The sequence below is a fragment of the Streptomyces montanus genome, assembly GCF_005786655.1.
Classification (GTDB): Bacteria; Actinomycetota; Actinomycetes; order Streptomycetales; family Streptomycetaceae; genus Streptomyces; species Streptomyces sporangiiformans.
In genome coordinates this window covers 140,604-156,966 of the sequence record NZ_VBZC01000010.1, presented here as the reverse complement: position 1 = coordinate 156,966, position 16,363 = coordinate 140,604, and the positions used below count along the sequence as shown (strand labels likewise).

General features: G+C 68.2%; 14 protein-coding genes and 3 pseudogenes. 2 read left to right on the top strand and 15 right to left on the bottom strand.

Annotated features, from left to right (window positions below; translation table 11 throughout):
* Positions 1–127: 127 nt before the first annotated feature.
* Both FE633_RS11410 and FE633_RS11405 read left to right on the top strand, forming a co-directional pair.
* A complete protein-coding gene (locus FE633_RS11410) occupies positions 128–1,102 on the top strand; it encodes an alpha/beta hydrolase (RefSeq protein ID WP_138045013.1) in 975 nt (324 codons plus the stop codon).
* Positions 1,103–1,186: 84 nt separating this feature from the next.
* On the top strand, positions 1,187–1,624 hold the full coding sequence (locus tag FE633_RS11405) for a hypothetical protein (RefSeq protein ID WP_138045012.1): 438 nt from the start codon (positions 1,187–1,189) through the stop codon (positions 1,622–1,624).
* A 54-nt stretch (positions 1,625–1,678) separates the two neighbouring features.
* Here FE633_RS11405 and FE633_RS11400 read toward each other — a convergent pair.
* The 15 genes and pseudogenes from FE633_RS11400 to FE633_RS11325 all read right to left on the bottom strand — a co-directional run.
* Positions 1,679–2,395: pseudogene (locus FE633_RS11400) on the bottom strand (transposase); the annotation flags it as partial.
* A 222-nt stretch (positions 2,396–2,617) separates the two neighbouring features.
* Positions 2,618–3,535 (bottom strand): NADP-dependent oxidoreductase, encoded by a 918-nt coding sequence (locus FE633_RS11395; protein ID WP_138045071.1) that lies wholly within the window; start codon positions 3,533–3,535, stop codon positions 2,618–2,620.
* 60 nt (positions 3,536–3,595) lie between these two features.
* Positions 3,596–4,126 (bottom strand): zinc-binding dehydrogenase, encoded by a 531-nt coding sequence (locus FE633_RS11390; protein ID WP_138045011.1) that lies wholly within the window; start codon positions 4,124–4,126, stop codon positions 3,596–3,598.
* 22 nt (positions 4,127–4,148) lie between these two features.
* Positions 4,149–4,418, bottom strand: a pseudogene (locus FE633_RS11385) (transposase); the annotation flags it as partial.
* A 17-nt stretch (positions 4,419–4,435) separates the two neighbouring features.
* The gene (locus tag FE633_RS11380; RefSeq protein ID WP_138045010.1) at positions 4,436–5,521 is read right to left on the bottom strand and encodes an IS110 family RNA-guided transposase; all 1,086 of its coding nucleotides are present in this window, start codon (positions 5,519–5,521) and stop codon (positions 4,436–4,438) included.
* A 214-nt stretch (positions 5,522–5,735) separates the two neighbouring features.
* A pseudogene (locus FE633_RS11370) lies at positions 5,736–6,538 on the bottom strand (winged helix-turn-helix domain-containing protein); the annotation flags it as partial.
* Positions 6,539–6,647: 109 nt separating this feature from the next.
* Positions 6,648–7,727: a threonine aldolase family protein gene (locus tag FE633_RS11365; RefSeq protein ID WP_138045007.1), complete on the bottom strand. Its 1,080-nt coding sequence runs from the start codon at positions 7,725–7,727 to the stop codon at positions 6,648–6,650.
* Entirely contained in the window at positions 7,724–8,470 is a 747-nt protein-coding gene (locus tag FE633_RS11360) for an SDR family NAD(P)-dependent oxidoreductase (protein ID WP_138045070.1), read from the bottom strand. Before FE633_RS11360 ends, FE633_RS11365 begins: the two co-directional genes overlap by 4 nt.
* 38 nt (positions 8,471–8,508) lie before the next feature.
* Positions 8,509–9,906 carry a DUF6421 family protein gene (locus FE633_RS11355; RefSeq protein ID WP_138045006.1) on the bottom strand — a complete coding sequence of 466 codons (1,398 nt, stop codon included), beginning with the start codon at positions 9,904–9,906 and terminating at the stop codon, positions 8,509–8,511.
* Positions 9,907–10,208: 302 nt separating this feature from the next.
* Positions 10,209–10,763 carry an RDD family protein gene (locus FE633_RS11350; protein ID WP_138045005.1) on the bottom strand — a complete coding sequence of 185 codons (555 nt, stop codon included), beginning with the start codon at positions 10,761–10,763 and terminating at the stop codon, positions 10,209–10,211.
* A 588-nt stretch (positions 10,764–11,351) separates the two neighbouring features.
* A complete protein-coding gene (locus FE633_RS11345) occupies positions 11,352–12,080 on the bottom strand; it encodes a hypothetical protein (RefSeq protein ID WP_138045004.1) in 729 nt (242 codons plus the stop codon).
* 540 nt (positions 12,081–12,620) lie between these two features.
* Positions 12,621–13,484 (bottom strand): SGNH/GDSL hydrolase family protein, encoded by an 864-nt coding sequence (locus FE633_RS11340; protein WP_138045003.1) that lies wholly within the window; start codon positions 13,482–13,484, stop codon positions 12,621–12,623.
* Complete coding sequence (locus tag FE633_RS11335; protein WP_138045002.1) at positions 13,478–14,434, bottom strand: acyl-ACP desaturase; 957 nt, start codon at positions 14,432–14,434, stop codon at positions 13,478–13,480. The genes FE633_RS11340 and FE633_RS11335 overlap by 7 nt, the downstream gene beginning before the upstream one ends.
* A gap of 41 nt (positions 14,435–14,475) precedes the next feature.
* Positions 14,476–15,717 (bottom strand): beta-ketoacyl-[acyl-carrier-protein] synthase family protein, encoded by a 1,242-nt coding sequence (locus FE633_RS11330; protein ID WP_138045001.1) that lies wholly within the window; start codon positions 15,715–15,717, stop codon positions 14,476–14,478.
* 4 nt (positions 15,718–15,721) lie between these two features.
* A complete protein-coding gene (locus tag FE633_RS11325) occupies positions 15,722–16,303 on the bottom strand; it encodes a GNAT family N-acetyltransferase (protein ID WP_138045000.1) in 582 nt (193 codons plus the stop codon).
* Positions 16,304–16,363: the final 60 nt, after the last annotated feature.

Below are 16,363 nucleotides of genomic sequence, written 5' to 3'. Positions count from 1 at the left end.
GAGGGACGAGGCTGTTGCTTGTGGCAATGCTGCGCTGCCTGCCCAGTGGCGGGGCGCATTGACGCTCCGCGGTCAGGCCGTGCAGGAGTCCTCAGCATCTCTCAGCCCAGACCTCACGGAGTTCGTCATGACCGCTCCCTCTGGCTCCATCGTTCTGGAGCCCGCAGCCCAGCAGTTCGCAGATGCCACGTCCCAGCCGCCATTCTTGTACGAACTGGGGCCCGAGAAGGCCCGCAGGGTGCTGGACGACCTTCAAGCGGAACCGATCGAGAAACTCGATGTCGACTCAGAGTGGATCACCGTGCCTGCCGATGTCGGCGATGTACGTGTCCGCATTGTCCGGCCGCGTGGCGCCGCGCCGCCCCTCCCCGTGGTTCTCTATATGCATGGCGGTGGCTGGATTCTGGGCAACGCCGACACCCATGATCGACTGGTGCGCGAGCTCGCGGACGGGGCGCAGGCTGCGGTCGTGTTCGTCGAGTACACCCGCTCTCCCGAGGCGCACTACCCAATAGCGATCGAGCAGGGCTACGCCACCGCTCAGTGGATCGTCCGAGAAGGCGCTGCCCATGGCCTCGATCCGGACCGCATGGCGGTGGCGGGCGACTCGGTCGGCGGAAACATGACGGCTGCTCTCGCCCTGATGGCCAAGGAGCGCGGCGACGTCCGCTTCGTGCATCAGTCCATGTACTACCCGGTCACCGACGCCGAAATGAACACCAAGTCCTACGCCGATCTCGCCACCGGCTACTTCCTCACCGCCCAGGCCATGGAGTGGTTCTGGAACGCCTACATTCCCGACCGCGCGCAGCGCAGCGAGATCACCGCCTCTCCCCTGAAGGCCAACCTCGATCAGCTCGCCGGTCTGCCACCGGCCTTCCTCCTCGTCGACGAGGCAGATGTCCTACGCGACGAGGGCGAGGCGTACGCGGCCAAGCTCCGCGCCGCGGGCGTCGACATCACCACCGTCCGTTACGACGGCATCACCCACGACTTCATGATGCTCAACCCTCTCAGCGACACCCATGCCACCCGTGCGGCCGTTGCCCAGGCCGTCTCCGTGCTGCGCGACGCGCTGAGAAGTGGTGTCGCTCCGCCTTGATCTGTGACGTTCCGTGACTCGGCCGGTGCTTCGTAGCCCTCGGTCGTTCTCCAGGGGCCAACTGCCCACTTTGGGAGGCTCGGCATGGCATCCGATTCCATCTGGCGATCCGCAGCGCGACAGTTGCCGCTCAGGCTCCCCGTCGGCACGTTCTTCCTCAACTCCGCGCTGTCGAAACGCGGCGCGGACCAGGCCACCGCTGAGGGACTGCAGCAGCTCGCCACCACCGCCTACCCCTTCTTGGGCAAGCTCGATGCCCAGCAGTTCGTCCGGTTGCTCTCTGCCAGGGAGACCGCCGTTGCCGCCGCGCTGCTCCTGCCGGTGGTCCCTGCCGCTGTTGCCGGAGCCGCGCTGACCGCGTTCTCTGCCGGCACGCTCGGGCTATACCTGCGCGCGCCGGGCATGCGCAAGGAGGGCAGCCTGCGACCCACTGAGCCTGGAACCGCGCTGGCCAAGGATGTCTGGCTGCTGGGCATCGGCATCTCCCTCATAGTCGAGGGCGTCAGCGATCACCGTTGGTGATAAGGCGGATACGGTGTCAACTAGGGCTCTGACCGCATAAGTCCGCCAGGTTGTTCAGGCCACAGCGGCGAGGGGGCGTCCGCCCCAGCGGATGCCTTTCTCGCTGGGAATGCGGGCGCGTTCACGTCGTTCAGCGGCCAGGACGTCGCGGTGGCGGGTGTTGGCATTGCGCCAGCGCAGGTAGGCGTGCAGGGCCCGGGTCTGCACGGTGTGGTTGGGGTGGTTCGAGTTGGCGATGGTGAACTGCCGCAGCGGTCCAAAGTGGGCCTCGGTCGGGTTCGCCCACGAGGCGTGGGTCGGGGTGAAGCACAGCCCGACCTTGTGCTTATTCGCCCAGCGGCGGAGGGCGGCGCCCTTGTGGGCGGACAGGTTGTCCATGATCACGTAGATCGGTGCGCCGTCGGGCCTGACGGCGCGGATCGACTTCAGCGCGGCCAGCGTGTTCGCAGCCCCTTTCTTGCGGCGGTTGATGCCCCACAGGCGGTCATCGCCGAGCGAGTAGCAGCCGTGGAAGTAGCGCACCCCGTGAGTGCGGTGGTAGCTGGCGGGCACCCGGTCGGGATGCTTCAGTTCGGCCCAGCCCGAGCCCGCGGTGGGCCGGATCCCGAGCGGGCCGAACTCGTCGAAGGCGAACACCCGGTCCGGGAAGCGGTCAATGACCTCCTCGATCCGGTCCAGCTTCGCCTCACGGTCGGGGTCGGGGGAGTCCTTCCATGTCTTGGTGCGCTGGAAGGTGACACGGCGGCGGGCGAGCAGGCCGCGTAATGCCTGCACGGCACGTCGGTCCACAAGCTATTAGCGCCGCCAAAGCTCGGCGTCATACCACGCAGATCGAGCTGGCATGAGAGCGCGGCTACACCGCCGCGCCTCAAACAATGAACGTACACCGCTGACTGTGAGATCGACGCATGTTGGGAGCCGCCGTTACGGCGTGACCGACCGGGCCACGCAGCTGACGCTGACCCACGAGGCCCGGTCGCTGTCCCTGAGTTCTTACGGACGAACGCGGATGATCGTCTTCCCCTTGACCCGCGCGGTCGGGTTGAAGGCGGCGACGGCATCGTCGAGCGCCGCCACGTTGCCGATGTTCGTGCGCAGCCGTCCGTCTCGCACCCGCTGGACGACCTCACCCAGTTGGGCACGGTCGGACTCGACGACGAAGTCGATCGCCTGGCCGTGGGCAGGCCGCGCCTCGGGCGGCCCAACGACGGTCACCAGTGTTCCTCCGGGCCGGATCAAGCGCGCGGATCGCTTCTGGATGTCTCCGCCGATGACGTCGAAAACCAGGTCGACTTCGCCGACGTCGTCGAGGGTGTCGTTGTCGAGGTCGACGAACTCCATTGCACCGAAGTCGAGCGCCTTCTGACGGTCAGCGGCATGTCCGGTGCCGATGACGTAGGCGCCGGCCTCTCGTGCGAGCTGGGTCACCATCGTCCCGACCGCGCCGGCGGCGCCGTGCGCGAGGACGCTCCGCCCCGCCTGGAGGTGGCCGTGCTGGAACAGTCCCTGCCATGCGGTGAGGCCTGAGATCGGAAGGCTCGCGCCCACGGCGAAGTCGACGTCGCCCGGCAGCGGCGCGAGGTTGCGTGCCTCGACGGCCGCGTACTCGGCCAGGGTACCGTCGCGATGCCAGTCGGTGAGGCCGAACACCCGCTGTCCCACCGACAGCCCGGTCGTGCCGTAGCCGAGGGCGGTGACCACTCCGGCCAGCTCATGTCCGGGGGTCGTCGGTGTTCGGTCACGGTCGAGGCGATCGGTCCAGGTAGAGGGCCACGCCAGCTCAGTCGGGACGAATCCCGACGCATGAACCTGAACGACGACATCGTTGATCGCTGGCTCCGGCTTGGGCCGCTCCGTCAGCGTCATTCCGGCCGTTCCTGCTGCCTGGTCCGTCACCACGATCGCCTTCATGGGAATTGTCTCCTTGGTCATGTGTCTCTTTGGTGGTTTGCAGGGATGGTTACGTGTCGCTCACGGATGAACGCGGATGATCGTCTGCCCGCTGATCCGCTCGGTCGGATTGAAGGCCGTGACAGCATCGTCGAGGGTCGCGACGTTGCCGATGTTCGTGCGCAGCCGTCCGTCTCGCGTCCGCTGGACGATCTCACCCAGTTGGGCGCGATCGGGCAGGACGACGAAGTCGATCGCCTGGCCGTGGGCAGGCTGCGCCTCGGGCGGCCCAACGACGGTCACCAGTGTTCTTCCGGCCCGGATCAGTCCTGCGGATCGCTTCTGGATGTCTCCGCCGATGACGTCGAAAACCAGGTCGACGCCGCCGATGTCTTCCAGGGTGTCGTTGTCGAGGTCGACGAACTCCGTCGCGCCGAAGTCGAGTGCCTTGTGACGGTCGGCAGCGCGTCCGGTGCCGATGACGTAGGCATCGAACTCACGGGTGAGCTGAGTCACCGTCGACCCGACTGAGCCGGCCGCACCGTGCACTAGGACGCTCTGCCCCGCCTGGAGGTGGCCGTGCTGGAACAGTACCTGCCATCTGAGGTTCAACTCGTGATGTTGCCTTCGCTGGTCAGGGGTTGATCGTCAGTCCCGTTTCGGCGAGGCAGCCGTCTATGAGGCTGCTGCGGTACTGGATGTGCCGCAGCCCGCTTCGGATGCGCTGCATGAGGTGTTCCGGCGTGGTGAAGGCGACGTTGGAGAGCCAGCCGCGTCGCAACAGGGACCAGATGCCCTCGACTGGGTTGAGGTCGGGGGCGTAGGCCGGCAGGTAGTAGATGGTCAGCCAGTCCCGGGTGGCGGCGAACTCCCGTAGTTCTGCGGCCTTGTGGACGTTGAGATTGATGCCCCTATGGTGTGTCAACCGGTCCTGGTCCTCGGTTGGGGTAGTGGTGTGGCAAGGATGCAGTGGTAGATCTCCCGCGCCACGTAGCGTTTGAGGCACCGGATGACCTCTCGTTTGGTCTTGCCTTCCATGGTGCGTCGTTCGAGGTAGTGCCGGGTTCGCTCTTCTCGTCGTAGGCGTGTGAGCACGATGCGGTAGAGCGCTGCGTTCCCCTGGCGGTTGCCGCCGCGATTGAGGCGGCGATGTCGGCTCTTTCCGGAAGAGTGCTCGACCGGGCTCACGCCGCAGAGGGCAGCGAAGGAGGCCTCGCTGGTGAGCCGGTCATGGTTTTCGCCGGCGGCGATGAGCAGGGCTGCCGCGCTGTCGGGCCCCACGCCGAAGACCTTGAGCAGATTCGGGTTGAGGGCACGGATCATGAGGGTGATCTGCTTTTTCAGGGTGGTGATCTGCTCCGACAGGTGGCGGATGCGCACGGCCAGGAGCTGCAGGGCTTGGTGCACGGCGCTGTGCTCGGGGTTGAGCTGGGCGCAGGCGGCGAACAGCGCCGGATTGCGCAGCGGTTCCAGCGATTCACGCAGGCCTGGATCAGCGCAGACCAGGATGGCTTTGAGCTGGTTGATGGCCTGCGTGCGGGCAGTGACCGCGGAGTCCTTGACCATCTTGGCCACCCAGAGGCCCTCCACGGTGCCTTCGGTGTACTTCGGGCAGGTGCGGGCCCGGCCTGCCAGCACCGCCCGGGCTGCCGCTTCTGCGTCGATGACATCGGTCTTTCCACGCTGTCGCCGGGCGGCACGGTCTGGCCGGTTGACCTCGATGACCTGCACGCCTTCCGCAAGGAGGTATCGGCACAGCGATATTCCGTATGATCCTGTGCCCTCCACTCCGGCTCGATGAACGACGCCGAAGGTGCGAGTCCAGGCCAGCAGATCGCGATACCCGGCCAGAGTTGCGGGGAAAGACCTTGTGGCCAACAGGGCGCCCAGCACGGTGAGCACAGCGGCGACGTGCACGTCCTTATGGGTATCAACGCCGAGGACCACGTCAACGGCGGTCGTGCGAGGCGCCTTTAAGGAAGGCTGGTCTGTCGTAGCGGTAGTCATGAGTGCCTCCTCCGAACCGGTTTCGCTGCTGACCGGCTGCGACGGAGACGGGCGGTCAAGACTGTGAGGATGCTGAAGCGAAAGCCCCTATGGGGACACGTCCGTTCGCCGAGTGCCGGCACGTCCCGCTCGCACCACGGCCGACAGATCAATTCTCTGGACACCAAGGTCAGTCCCAGACCGAGCCAGGCCGTGATCCGAACGGGACACCGTCATTCTCACAGTCCCAGACGAGGACGATCGGTCCGCCGAGCTGGGTGTGGGCGACGATCAGCAGGTCGCGGTAGTCGCGCCAGGAGAAACTCTTGTGTCCGTCACGGTTGCCGTCGTCGCGGCGTGGCCGGTATATCAGCCGTGACCTGCGGCCGGGTTTGTAGCAGGTCAAAGCGGCGATGGAGATGCGTCTGCGGGAGCGGCCGCGAACCCGCACCACCGGGGTGCGTCCTCGCTGCGACCAGGTTCGGGCGTGCGGCGGCGTCATGGAGAAGCCAGCTTCGTCCTCGAAGACGAGCCATGCTCCACGGGCCGCCGCGAGCCTTCCGCGCACGGCCACACCTCCTTCACCCAGCCGGTGACAGCCTCGTCGTCCCGCTCCAGGGCCCGGCGGACGGCGACCTGACACGACCAGCCGTTGCGCACCAGGAGCTTGCGCACACCCTGGACCGTGTAGGTCATGTGGAAGCGCCGGCCGATCACCGTCTTGATCCGGCCCAGGGTCCAGCGCTGGTCCTCCCAGCCGTGCGCGGCCGGGCCCTTGGCAAGCTCCCGTTCCAGATGAGCGAACTGCTCGTCACTCAGCCGCGGCAGCGACGCCTGGCCACTGGAGTTCAGGGCCCGCCAACCGCCCTCGGCCCAGGCCCGGCGCCACCGCTGCACCGACCGGACGCTGACCCGCAACTCCTTGGCGACCACCGCGTTCGTCTCACCACGTTCGAACCGCTCGGCCGCTTCCAACCGTAACCGTTCCCGAAACTCCCGGCGCTCGGCGGTCAGCCCGCCCCCTTGTGGATACCGCATCCAACGGTGATACCGCACAGAGCAGGCCCGGGTCAGCCGTATGCGACACCACGAGTTCAACCTGAGTAGCCGCACATCTATGCAGACTCACCCTTCCGAGGACGGCGTACTAACGGGCCATCTCCTCCTTGAGTGCCGACACGAAGGCGTCCACGTCGTCCTCGGTGGTGTCGAAGGAGCACATCCAGCGGACGTCGCCCGCGGCCTCGTCCCAGAAGTAGAAGCGGTGGCGCTTCTGCAGGGGCTCGCTGACGTCGTGCGGCAGCCGGGCGAAGACCGCGTTGGCCTGGACGGGGTACAGGATCTCGACGCCGTGGACCGCGCGCACGCCCTCGGCGAGGCGCTGGGCCATCTCGTTGGCATGGCGGGCGTTGCGCAGCCAGAGGTCCTTGGCGAGCAGCGCCTCCAACTGCACCGAAACGAAGCGCACCTTGGAGGCGAGCTGCATCGACAGCTTCCGCAGGTGCTTCATGTGGCTGACGGCGTACTGGTTGAGGACGACGACGGCCTCGCCGAACAGCGCGCCGTTCTTGGTGCCGCCGAAGGACAGGACGTCCACGCCGGCCGCGTTGGTGAACGTGTGCATAGGAACCATCAGCGAGGCGGCCGCGTTGGCTATCCGGGCACCGTCGAGGTGGACCTTCATACCGTGCGCGTGGGCGTGCTCGCAGATCGCGCGGATCTCGTCGGGCGTGTAGACGGTGCCGCGTTCGGTGCTCTGGGTGACCGAGACGACCTGCGGCATGGCACGGTGCTCGTCCTCCCAGCCCCACGCCTGCCGGTCGATGAGTTCGGGCGTGAGTTTGCCGTCGGGCGTGGGGACCGTGAGCAGCTTGAGGCCGCCCATGCGCTCGGGGGCGCCGCCCTCGTCGACGTTGATGTGCGCGCTCTCCGCGCAGATCACCGCGCCCCAGCGGTCGGTGAGCGCCTGGAGCGCCACGACGTTGGCGCCCGTCCCGTTGAAGACGGGGAACGCCTCGGCCGTCGCCCCGAAGTGGCTGCGGATCACCTGCTGGAGGTGATCGGTGTACGCGTCCTCGCCGTACGAGGTCTGGTGGCCGCCGTTGGCCAGGGCCAGGGCGGCGAGCACCTCGGGGTGGGCTCCCGCGTAGTTGTCACTGGCGAAACCGCGGTCTTCCGGATCGTGATGTCGACGAGCCGCCGTATCGGGGGCCTTCGGAGGGTTCACGGCTTCTCGGTCAGCCACAGGCGCTTCCCATTCACTTCGGCGGCGGGCCGTTCCCAGACGCCGGCGATGGCCTCGGCCAGCTCCTTGACGTCCGTGAAGCCCGCGAACTTCGCGTTGGGACGCTCGGCGCGCATCGCGTCGTGCACCAACGCCTTCACAATCAGGATGGCAGCCGCGGACGTCGGGCCCTCCGCTCCCCCGGCCTTGCGGAAGTAGTCGGCCATGGCCAGCGTCCACGCCTCGGCGGCGGCCTTGGCGGCGGCGTAGGCGGCGTTGCCCGCGGTGGGCTTGCTGGCGCCCGCTGCGCTGATCAGGACGTACCGGCCGCGGTCGCTGCGCTGCAACGCCTCGTGAAAGGCGAGGGAGGTGTGCTGCACGGTACGGATGAGCAGCAGCTCCAGCAGGTCCCAGTCGTCGAGATTCGTCTTGGCGAAGGTCTCGCTGCCGCGCCAGCCTCCGACGAGATGGACCAGTCCGTCGACGCGCCCGAAGTCCTTCTCGACGCGCGTGGCCCAGTCCAGGGTCGACTCCCGGTCGAGCAGGTCGACCGTGTCCCCGACGACGGTGGCGCCGCCGTACGCGTAGCGCGCCGTGTCCACGGCCTCGGCCAGCCGCTCCGGGTCGTTGTCCGAGCCGACGACGACCGCACCCGCCTCGGCGAGCCGCAGCAACGTGGCCCGGCCGGCGGGACCGCCCGCGCCGGCCACCGCGATCACCGCGCCGTTGAGCGCCCCGTTCCCCATGATCCTCGCCTCCTGAGCAGTCGTGTCGGTGCGGTCGCTCACGCGGCCACCCGCTCGGCGCTGTCCGCCGTGATGCCCTTGGTAGAGGCGATCACGTTCTTCAGCTTCTTGGAGAGCGCCTCATAGAACATGCTCAGCGGAAACTCGTCCGGAAGCACGTCGTCGACGAGTTTGCGTGGCGGCAGACTCAGATCCAGGGCGTCCGGGCCCTTGGCCCACTTGGAGCCCGGGTGCGGGGCGAGGTAGGTGGAGACCAGCTCGTAGCCGGCGAGCCAGTGGACCAGCTTCGGACGGTCGATGCCGTCGCGGTACAGCTTCTCGATCTCGGCGCACAGCTGGTTGGTGACCCGCGGGACGCGCTGCCAGTCGATGGACAGCTTGTTGTCCCTCCAGCGGACGACGTCGTGCTTGTGCAGGTACGCGAAGAGCAGCTGGCCGCCGAGACCGTCGTAGTTGCGGACCCGCTCACCGGTGACCGGGAAGCGGAACATCCGGTCGAACAGCACCGCGTACTGCACGTCACGGCCCTGCGCGACGCTGTTGTCCGCCAGCTTCACGGCCTCCTTGAAGGCGGTGAGGTCGCAGCGCAGCTCCTCCAGTCCGTACATCCAGAAGGGCTGGCGCTGTTTGATCATGAACGGGTCGAAGGGCAGGTCGCCATGGCTGTGGGTGCGGTCGTGGACCATGTCCCAGAGCACGAACGCCTGCTGGCAGCGGTCCTGGTCGCCGACCATGTCACGGACGTCGTCGGGCAGTTCGAGGCCGAGGATGTCGACGGCGGCCTCGGTGACCCGGCGGAAGCGGGCTGCCTCGCGGTCGCAGAAGATGCCGCCCCAGCTGAACCGCTCGGGGGCTTGACGGACGGCGATGGTCTCCGGGAAGAGGACGGCCGAGTTGGTGTCATAGCCGGCGGTGAAGTCCTCGAAGGTGATGCCGCAGAACAGTGGGTTGTCGTAGCGGGTGCGCTCCAGCTCGGCGAGCCAGTCCGGCCACACCATGCGCAGGACGACCGCTTCGAAGTTGCGGTTCGGGTTGCCGTTCTGCGTGTACATCGGGAAGACGACCAGGTGCTGGAGGCCGTCCTCGCGGTGCGCGGCGGGCTGGAAGGCCAGCAGTGAGTCGAGGAAGTCGGGCACCTTGAAGCCCTCGTCCGCCCAGCGGCGCAGGTCCGAGACGACCGCCTCGAGATACGCGGCGTCGTGCGGCAGCAGTGGGGCGAGTGCCTCGACGGCGTCCACGACACGGCGTACGGCGGCATCGGCGTCGGCGGGATCAGGAGCGTCCTCGGCGTCGAAGTCGATCGAGCCGTCCTTGGACTGCCATGGTCGGATCCGCTCCACGGCATCCTTGAGCACGGGCCAGTCCGGGTGCTCCACCACCCTGCCACCGGGAGGAATCTGCCCTTCCGAACTCACTTGTAGGGGATTTTCCATCATGACTGATCCTTCACAGTAGAAACATGCGCTCCAGTGCCGTGTATTCGAGAGATCTCCCCAGTAAGAGGAAGCCGGGAAGGCGTTCGCGCACTGTCGGAACCAAGGGCAGCCACTCGATCGAGGTCGCCAGCGGTACGTGTCCTGAAGCAGCTGTGGGTCCTCGCCCGGCAGTGATCCCATTCACGAGGGCCTGCAGGACCTCACGGCCCTGGCGCCCGATGCAGTGCATGACCGCGTCGTCCGTTTCGCGTTCGAAACCGGATGCCGGGGACCTCACGCGCCGCACGCCGTCTCTCCACGGGTCAGGCCGCATAGGCGGGATCACTAGCCTTGCGTCCGACGGCCATGGTGTCGGCGACCTTGTCGTGGAGGCATTGCCGCCAAGGCTTGTCCCAGCAGCACCACAGTGCGTTGAGCGGGCTGAGGACCGGGATGAAGAAGGCCCCCATCCAGAACATCTCGCGGCCGAAGGCGCGCCAGAATCCCACGCGTCGCGCGGTTTCACAGCGCACGATCCGCACCTCGAAGATGCGTTTGCCCAGGGTGGAGCCAAACTTCCAGATAGCGAACGGGAAGTAGAGCACGAACGATGCCAGGAGCCAGACGAAGAGCAGCGTCCTGGCGAGGGCCCCTCCGCCGTGGTCGATCCAGATCACCACCGGGAATACTGGCACGAGATACGCGACGTACCAGGTGATCAGATCCAGTACGCGCGCTCCCAGCCGGGATCCGATGGCGGCAAGGCCGGTCGGCGTCCCAATGGGCGTCTGGTGTGTGTAGCCCTGTCCGTAGGGTTGCTGGGTCGGCGCGTGCTGGGCAGCACCGGTTCCATGCTGGGGGTGAGGTGGTGTGGTCATGATGCCTTTCCTTTGGGGCTCTGTTGGGACTGTGCGCTTGTCGTCCGGGCCGTCCTCTGTGTGTGAGCTGGCCGGGGGTTCGCGATGGGTTTCCCGCTGCAGCGGGGGTCCGGGGGTCGTCCCTTGACTGGGTGTGCGGCAGTACGACGTCCGGGTCGCCCCGGCATCTGCCGCCAACGGAGGTTTGGCTCGGTTGGGCGGATAGGCCGAGCCGCCGTCGCAGGTCCGCCCACACGGCGCGAGATTCACAACCGAACATCACTTGAACTCGCTGAGAGGGCCATCGCGTTCTCGTGGGTGCTGGTGGAACGGACTGCTGAGCCAGGCATTGGCGCCTGTGGGGCAGCCGGGGCGCGACGGGTGCGGGGGTCTGCTCGCCACAGCGGTCGGTGAACGGCGTCGCGCTGGGTCGGGAGGCGTGATGGGCCCCCTGGGAAGGTGGCGGTGGGGCGTGGGAGAAGCGCGGCATCAGCGTGCCTGGCGGCGGCGAGGTCTGTCGCCGCATCCGCATGAGGCGAGCGCGGGTGCGGCCGGTGGTGTTGCGGTAGCGCGGCGGCCCGACGGGGCGCCGCCGCATGGGCGATGTGGTCATCGGTGGTCCTTGGTGAGTCGGCGCAGCAGGGTGGCGAGGGCGGCCTGGTCGTTGGGGGTGATCCGGACCAGGGCGTGGGCTACGGCGAAGCCAGGACCGCCGGGGCGGGTGTCGCGGTCGGAGTGGAGCCAGGCGGCGACGGCGTTCGCGATGTTGTGACGGCACTGTGCCGGAGGGCCGCCCAGTCGGTGGATCGCGACGGCGGCCTCAGTGGACAGGGCGGCGCCGGTCGTGCGGTCCTGGGCCATCAGGGCGAAGTAGGCCTGCAGTTCGATGCCCATCGCCGCGTAGGGGTGGTCGCGGCCGTGCTGAGCGACGAGGTGTTGGGTGGCGCGGTGGGTGGCCCGCTGCGCGGCGCGCCAGTGTCCTGCGCGCTGTGCCGCGCGCACCGGGTCCAGGAGGCCGGTGTCCTCCGGGATGCCCTGGCTCCAGATCGGATCGGTGGCCGCGGTGCCAGCGGTCGGCGCCCGGTGGGGATGGAGCGTGCCGTCGGCGGCGATCTGGTACTGCTCGACGCGTCCGTCGGGGTGGCCGATGCTGAGGCAGATCGACCGGCCCTGGCGGGCGGCCGCGGCGCGCAGCGGGGTGCACACGCCCTCGATGAGGGTCTCGGGCGGCTCGGGGCCTGTGCGCAGGAGGCCCTGGGCGTGGATGCCGCCGCCTGGGAGGATGATGATCGTCTCGTGAATGTCGGTGGTGAGTGACTGGTCCTGGTCAGGGGGCACCGCAGTCTCCCTTGGTCGTGGCGGCCCGGGCTTCGGCGTGGCTGGCAGCAAGGGCACGGTCGAGGCGGGTGGCGGGCGGCCGGGACTGTGTGGAGTTGCTCATGACGGCCTCTCGGGCGACGGGCGAGGGGAACGGGCTGCTGTGCGCAGCGCGAGGCGCTGGCAGACCGGGACTGAGAGGACGGGGGCGAGCGTGGCTGTGGCACCGGGAGGACCCAAGGGCCCACAAGCACGCCGGCGGCGGCCGCCTCCGCTGGCGCGGCGGGCCGGGCGTACATGGAGCGGATCACGGCGGAGCCAGCCACCACGGCATCGGCGTGGCCTGAGGCCTGCGCGGCGCGGGCCGTTCTCGGCAGTGGCCCGCGCCAAAGCCATGCCCAATCGGGCAGCCGGTGGGCGTGGACGCGTTGTCGTGCACATGAGCGTGTCTCCGGTGCAGTGGGCTGAAGTCAAGGCGTAAGCGCCATCGGAGGTGCGCCGGGAGCGGCGCCTGGAATACGTGCAAGCGGTGGGGTACCGCGGCGGTGGCGGCCGGTGGGTTCAGTGAGGTGACGCAGGCCAGGGCTGCTCGATGGCGGGTTGCGAGCCACGGCCCCGCGCGACGTCTTCGCGGGTGGGACTGAGCAGGCGGGTGATCTCGTGAATGACGGGTGCGCTGCTCACCTCGTAGCCGGCGGAGGAAGGGTGGAACCGGTCGTCCGACAGCAGGCCCGGGTTGGCGGCGTATTCGGGGCTGGCCAGCTCGGCAAGCGCGACGGGGATACCTCCGCTACGGAGGATGTGGGCGCGCTGGAGCCGCGCGAGCCGCCGTCCCGACAGCCGTAGAAACCAGCGCAGCGGCACCGGGATCCCCGGCACCACGCCGAGGTCGGGGCAGGTGCAGCAGATCACCTCTGTCGCGTCCCGTTTGAGCTCGACGATCGCCTGCCCGATTCTTGCTGCCGAGCGACTCAGCGTCCGCTCCCGCCAGGACCCGGACGTGGCGAATGCGGCGTCGTTCGCACCGACAATGAGGACGGCAATGTCCAGTCGGCCCTGAGCCAGAACCTTGTCGGCCTGCCGGGCCAGGTCCGACGCGCCGGAGCCGGCACGGGCCACATTGACGATGCGGACTTGTCGGTGTGCACGGGTGGCAACTGCCGTGCCAATCAGCGCACTCGGCGTCCCAGACACGTCATCCGCTCCGAGACCGGCCGCCAGCGAATCGCCCAGGATGCCGATCGTGATCGCGTCGCCGTCGTGGTCCTCGCCGTAGGACCCGCTCGCGCAGAGCAGGCCCGAGGGATGTCCACGGTTGATCAGAATGATGCGGCGGAACGCACTGCGCGCCTGCGCGGCCAGGGCCATGGGCGGCACGGCCAGTGCGACGACCACTCCGGCGGCGGCCGTGATGAGAGTCAGCACGCGGCAGCCCCCGCCCGGTCGCTGCCGGTTGGCGCCGATGTGGTGCGTCGTGCGGCGATCCGGGCGAGGGTTTCCGGCTCGCGGCGCCCACGTAGGCGCAGGCTCTCCAGATGCGCGGCGAGTTCCTCGCGCTTCTGCTCGGCCCTCGGGGTGAGTCCCTCCAGGGAGAAGATCTTCCAGTGCCTCAGGAGGGGGGCGATGACGCTTCCGTAGTGGACGGATTGGTTGTAGATCCCGGCCTGGGCGATGATGAACGCCCGTTCCCGGAAACCCGGAATGATGTCGGCGCCCGGCATCGCAAATTGCATGAACTCGCGGCAGACTGCCTCGACGGTTTCCGAGGGTGCGATGTCGAGGGCCGCGGTCACCAGACTGCGGTAGAACAGGTAGTGGTGGTTCTCGTCCTGGCTGATGCGTTTCAGCAGCAGCCACGCGATCTGGTCGGCCTGTTGGGCGGCTTTGCCGGTGTTGAGATGTGAGACCCGGGTGGCGAGTTCCTGCGCCGTGACGTAGACGATGGATTCCAGCAGGCTCTTGTCACCCGCCTGGTAGCCAGACTGCATGGTGGCCATCCGGTCGGACTCCATCTGGCGCGGGTCCAGCCCGCGTGTGGCGGCCAGAAAGCTGCGCAGCGCGATCGCGTGCCGCCCCTCCTCGGCCTTCCAGCGGCCCAGCCATGCGCCCCAGGCCTCGTGGTTCCCGAACCTCCTATTCAATTCCGCGAAATAGCCCGGCAGTTCGTCTTCCGTGGCCAGGTTGACGGCCAGAGCGGCCTGTACCGGGGGGCTGAGCTTGGAATGCGCGGGATCCCAGGGGACTTCCTGGAAGTCCATCCCCTCACCCCACGGGACGTAGCTCGTCACCGGGTCCCAGTCGGTGACGGTGTTCAGGTGGTCATTGAGGGCTTTTGCTACGAACGGTTCCAGCTCTGTCAGCATGTTGGTGGGCACGTCGGTCAGCTCCGATCAGCGTTGTGGGCGGTGGTCTTTTCTCACTCGCGGGTGAGGGCGAGGATCACGTTGTGGCCGCCGAACCCGAACGACGAGGACAGGGCTGCATGCGGGGTGGTGGCGCGGTGCGCTTCCTGGACCAGGTCCAGGTCGATCCGGTCGTCCACGTGGTTGAGGTTGCGGATCCGCGGGACGATCCCTTGCTGCATCGCCAAGATCGTCATGATCGCTTCGACGGCTCCCGCGGCCCCCAGCAAGTGACCGGTATAGCTTTTCGTCGCCGTGATGGCCGGGTGCGTGCCGATGGCCCGGGCCAGGGCCTGGGCCTCCACGCAGTCCCCCAGCGGTGTCCCGGTCGCGTGGGCGTTGACGTGCTCGATGTCCCGTGGGCGCAAATCGGCGTTCGCCAGGGCCTGGTGGATGGCGCGGACCTGTCCGTCGATGTCCGGGTTGGTGGGCGACGTGGCGTCCGCGGTCACCCCGGATCCGGCGAGCACAGCGTGGATGCGTGCGCCGCGGGCCCGGGCGTGATCTTCACGCTCCAGCACCACCACCCCGGCGCCCTCGGCCATGACAAACCCGTCCCGGTCCTGGTCGAAGGGCCGCGAGGCACGCTCAGGTTCGTCGTTGAGGCGGCTCAGGGCGCGGATCCTGTCGAATGCGGTGACCGAGATCGGTGCGATACATGCGTCGGTGCCGCCCGCGATCACCACGTCCGCCATCCCCTGCGCGATCAGGAGACTGCCCCAGACCAGCGCCTCGGCCCCCGACGCACAGGCGCTGGTGGGGGCGTGGGCCCCCGCCCGCGCGCCCATCAGGATCGACACGGCACCGGCCGCGCCGTTGGGCATCAGCCGCGGCACGGTGTAGGGCGACACCTTGGAGCGGCCGTCGGTGTGCAGCAGGTCGTGCTGATCGAGGAGAGTTTGGGCGCCGCCGACACCGCTGCCGATCACCGCGGCCAGCCGCTCCGGCTCGACCGGGGGTGCGCCGGCGTCGGCCCACGCCGCACGGGATGCGGCTACTGCGATCTGCTGGGAGCGGTCCAGCCGGCGTGCGGCCACTCTGCCGATGACGTCCGCCGGGTCTGTGGGCAGGATGCCGGCGATCTTGACGGGCAGGTCCGCGGCCCAGTCCGTGTCGAGTTTGGTGATGCCGGACTCCCCGTTCATCACGGCGGCCCAGGTGTCTTTCACGGTTGCGCCCAGGGGGGTCAGCGCCCCCATACCCGTCACCACCACACGGTGCCGGGGAGCCGGTCTCGACCTCGATAGCGCTGGCATCGGTCTACCTCCTTTGCTTCTCGTCGTGGTGTGCGTGACGAACGGGCAGGGGCACGGTGATCGAGACTGTGGACGAGGTGTTCTGGGGTACCGAGGTATCGAGGCGGCGCAGGATCGCGAGCATCCGCGTGTTGGTTGCGCCGACCTCGGCGGTCAGGGTGCTGTAGCCGTGCAGCACCGCGAGGCTGGCCGCGTAGCGCACCAAGCAGGTGCCCAGTCCCAGGCGCCGCTGCCATGCATCGGCGACGAGGACGGCCAACTCGGCGCATCCGGGTGGGTCGGTCTCGATCAGGTTGGTCATCGCGATGACCTCATCGGGTGTGGTCGTCGTCGCGGTGAGCAGGGTGATGGCCTTGCGGACGTCGACCATCCGTTCCCATTCGTGCGGTCGGATCTCGCTGCGGTGCGTGAGGTGCCGAGCCCGTCGGCTTTCCGCACTGCACCTGCGATACAGCCCGTTGACCTCGTCGAGGTCGGCTCGGACAGCGGGCCGACTGAGGACACGGGTGCCGTCCTTCAGGATGCTCGCATGAGGTGCGTGAAGGGCGGGGAAAGCTGCGGGCAGGGCGGGCACGGGTTGAACCATGAGCGAGTACCTCCCTAGGGACGTTGGTGTCCGGGCCGGCTGGCCGAGGCCGGCGGCAGG

Excerpts from the sequence above, each read along its gene's own strand:
- FE633_RS11410 (WP_138045013.1), top strand. The coding sequence starts at position 128 with ATGACCGCTCCCTCTGGCTCCATCGTTCTGGAGCCCGCAGCCCAGCAG.
- FE633_RS11405 (WP_138045012.1), top strand. The coding sequence starts at position 1,187 with ATGGCATCCGATTCCATCTGGCGATCCGCAGCGCGACAGTTGCCGCTC.
- FE633_RS11395 (WP_138045071.1), bottom strand. The coding sequence starts at position 3,535 with ATGAAGGCGATCGTGGTGACGGACCAGGCAGCAGGAACGGCCGGAATG.
- FE633_RS11380 (WP_138045010.1), bottom strand. The coding sequence starts at position 5,521 with ATGACTACCGCTACGACAGACCAGCCTTCCTTAAAGGCGCCTCGCACG.
- FE633_RS11360 (WP_138045070.1), bottom strand. The coding sequence starts at position 8,470 with ATGGGGAACGGGGCGCTCAACGGCGCGGTGATCGCGGTGGCCGGCGCG.
- FE633_RS11355 (WP_138045006.1), bottom strand. The coding sequence starts at position 9,906 with ATGATGGAAAATCCCCTACAAGTGAGTTCGGAAGGGCAGATTCCTCCC.
- FE633_RS11350 (WP_138045005.1), bottom strand. The coding sequence starts at position 10,763 with ATGACCACACCACCTCACCCCCAGCATGGAACCGGTGCTGCCCAGCAC.
- FE633_RS11330 (WP_138045001.1), bottom strand. The coding sequence starts at position 15,717 with ATGCCAGCGCTATCGAGGTCGAGACCGGCTCCCCGGCACCGTGTGGTG.
- FE633_RS11325 (WP_138045000.1), bottom strand. The coding sequence starts at position 16,303 with ATGGTTCAACCCGTGCCCGCCCTGCCCGCAGCTTTCCCCGCCCTTCAC.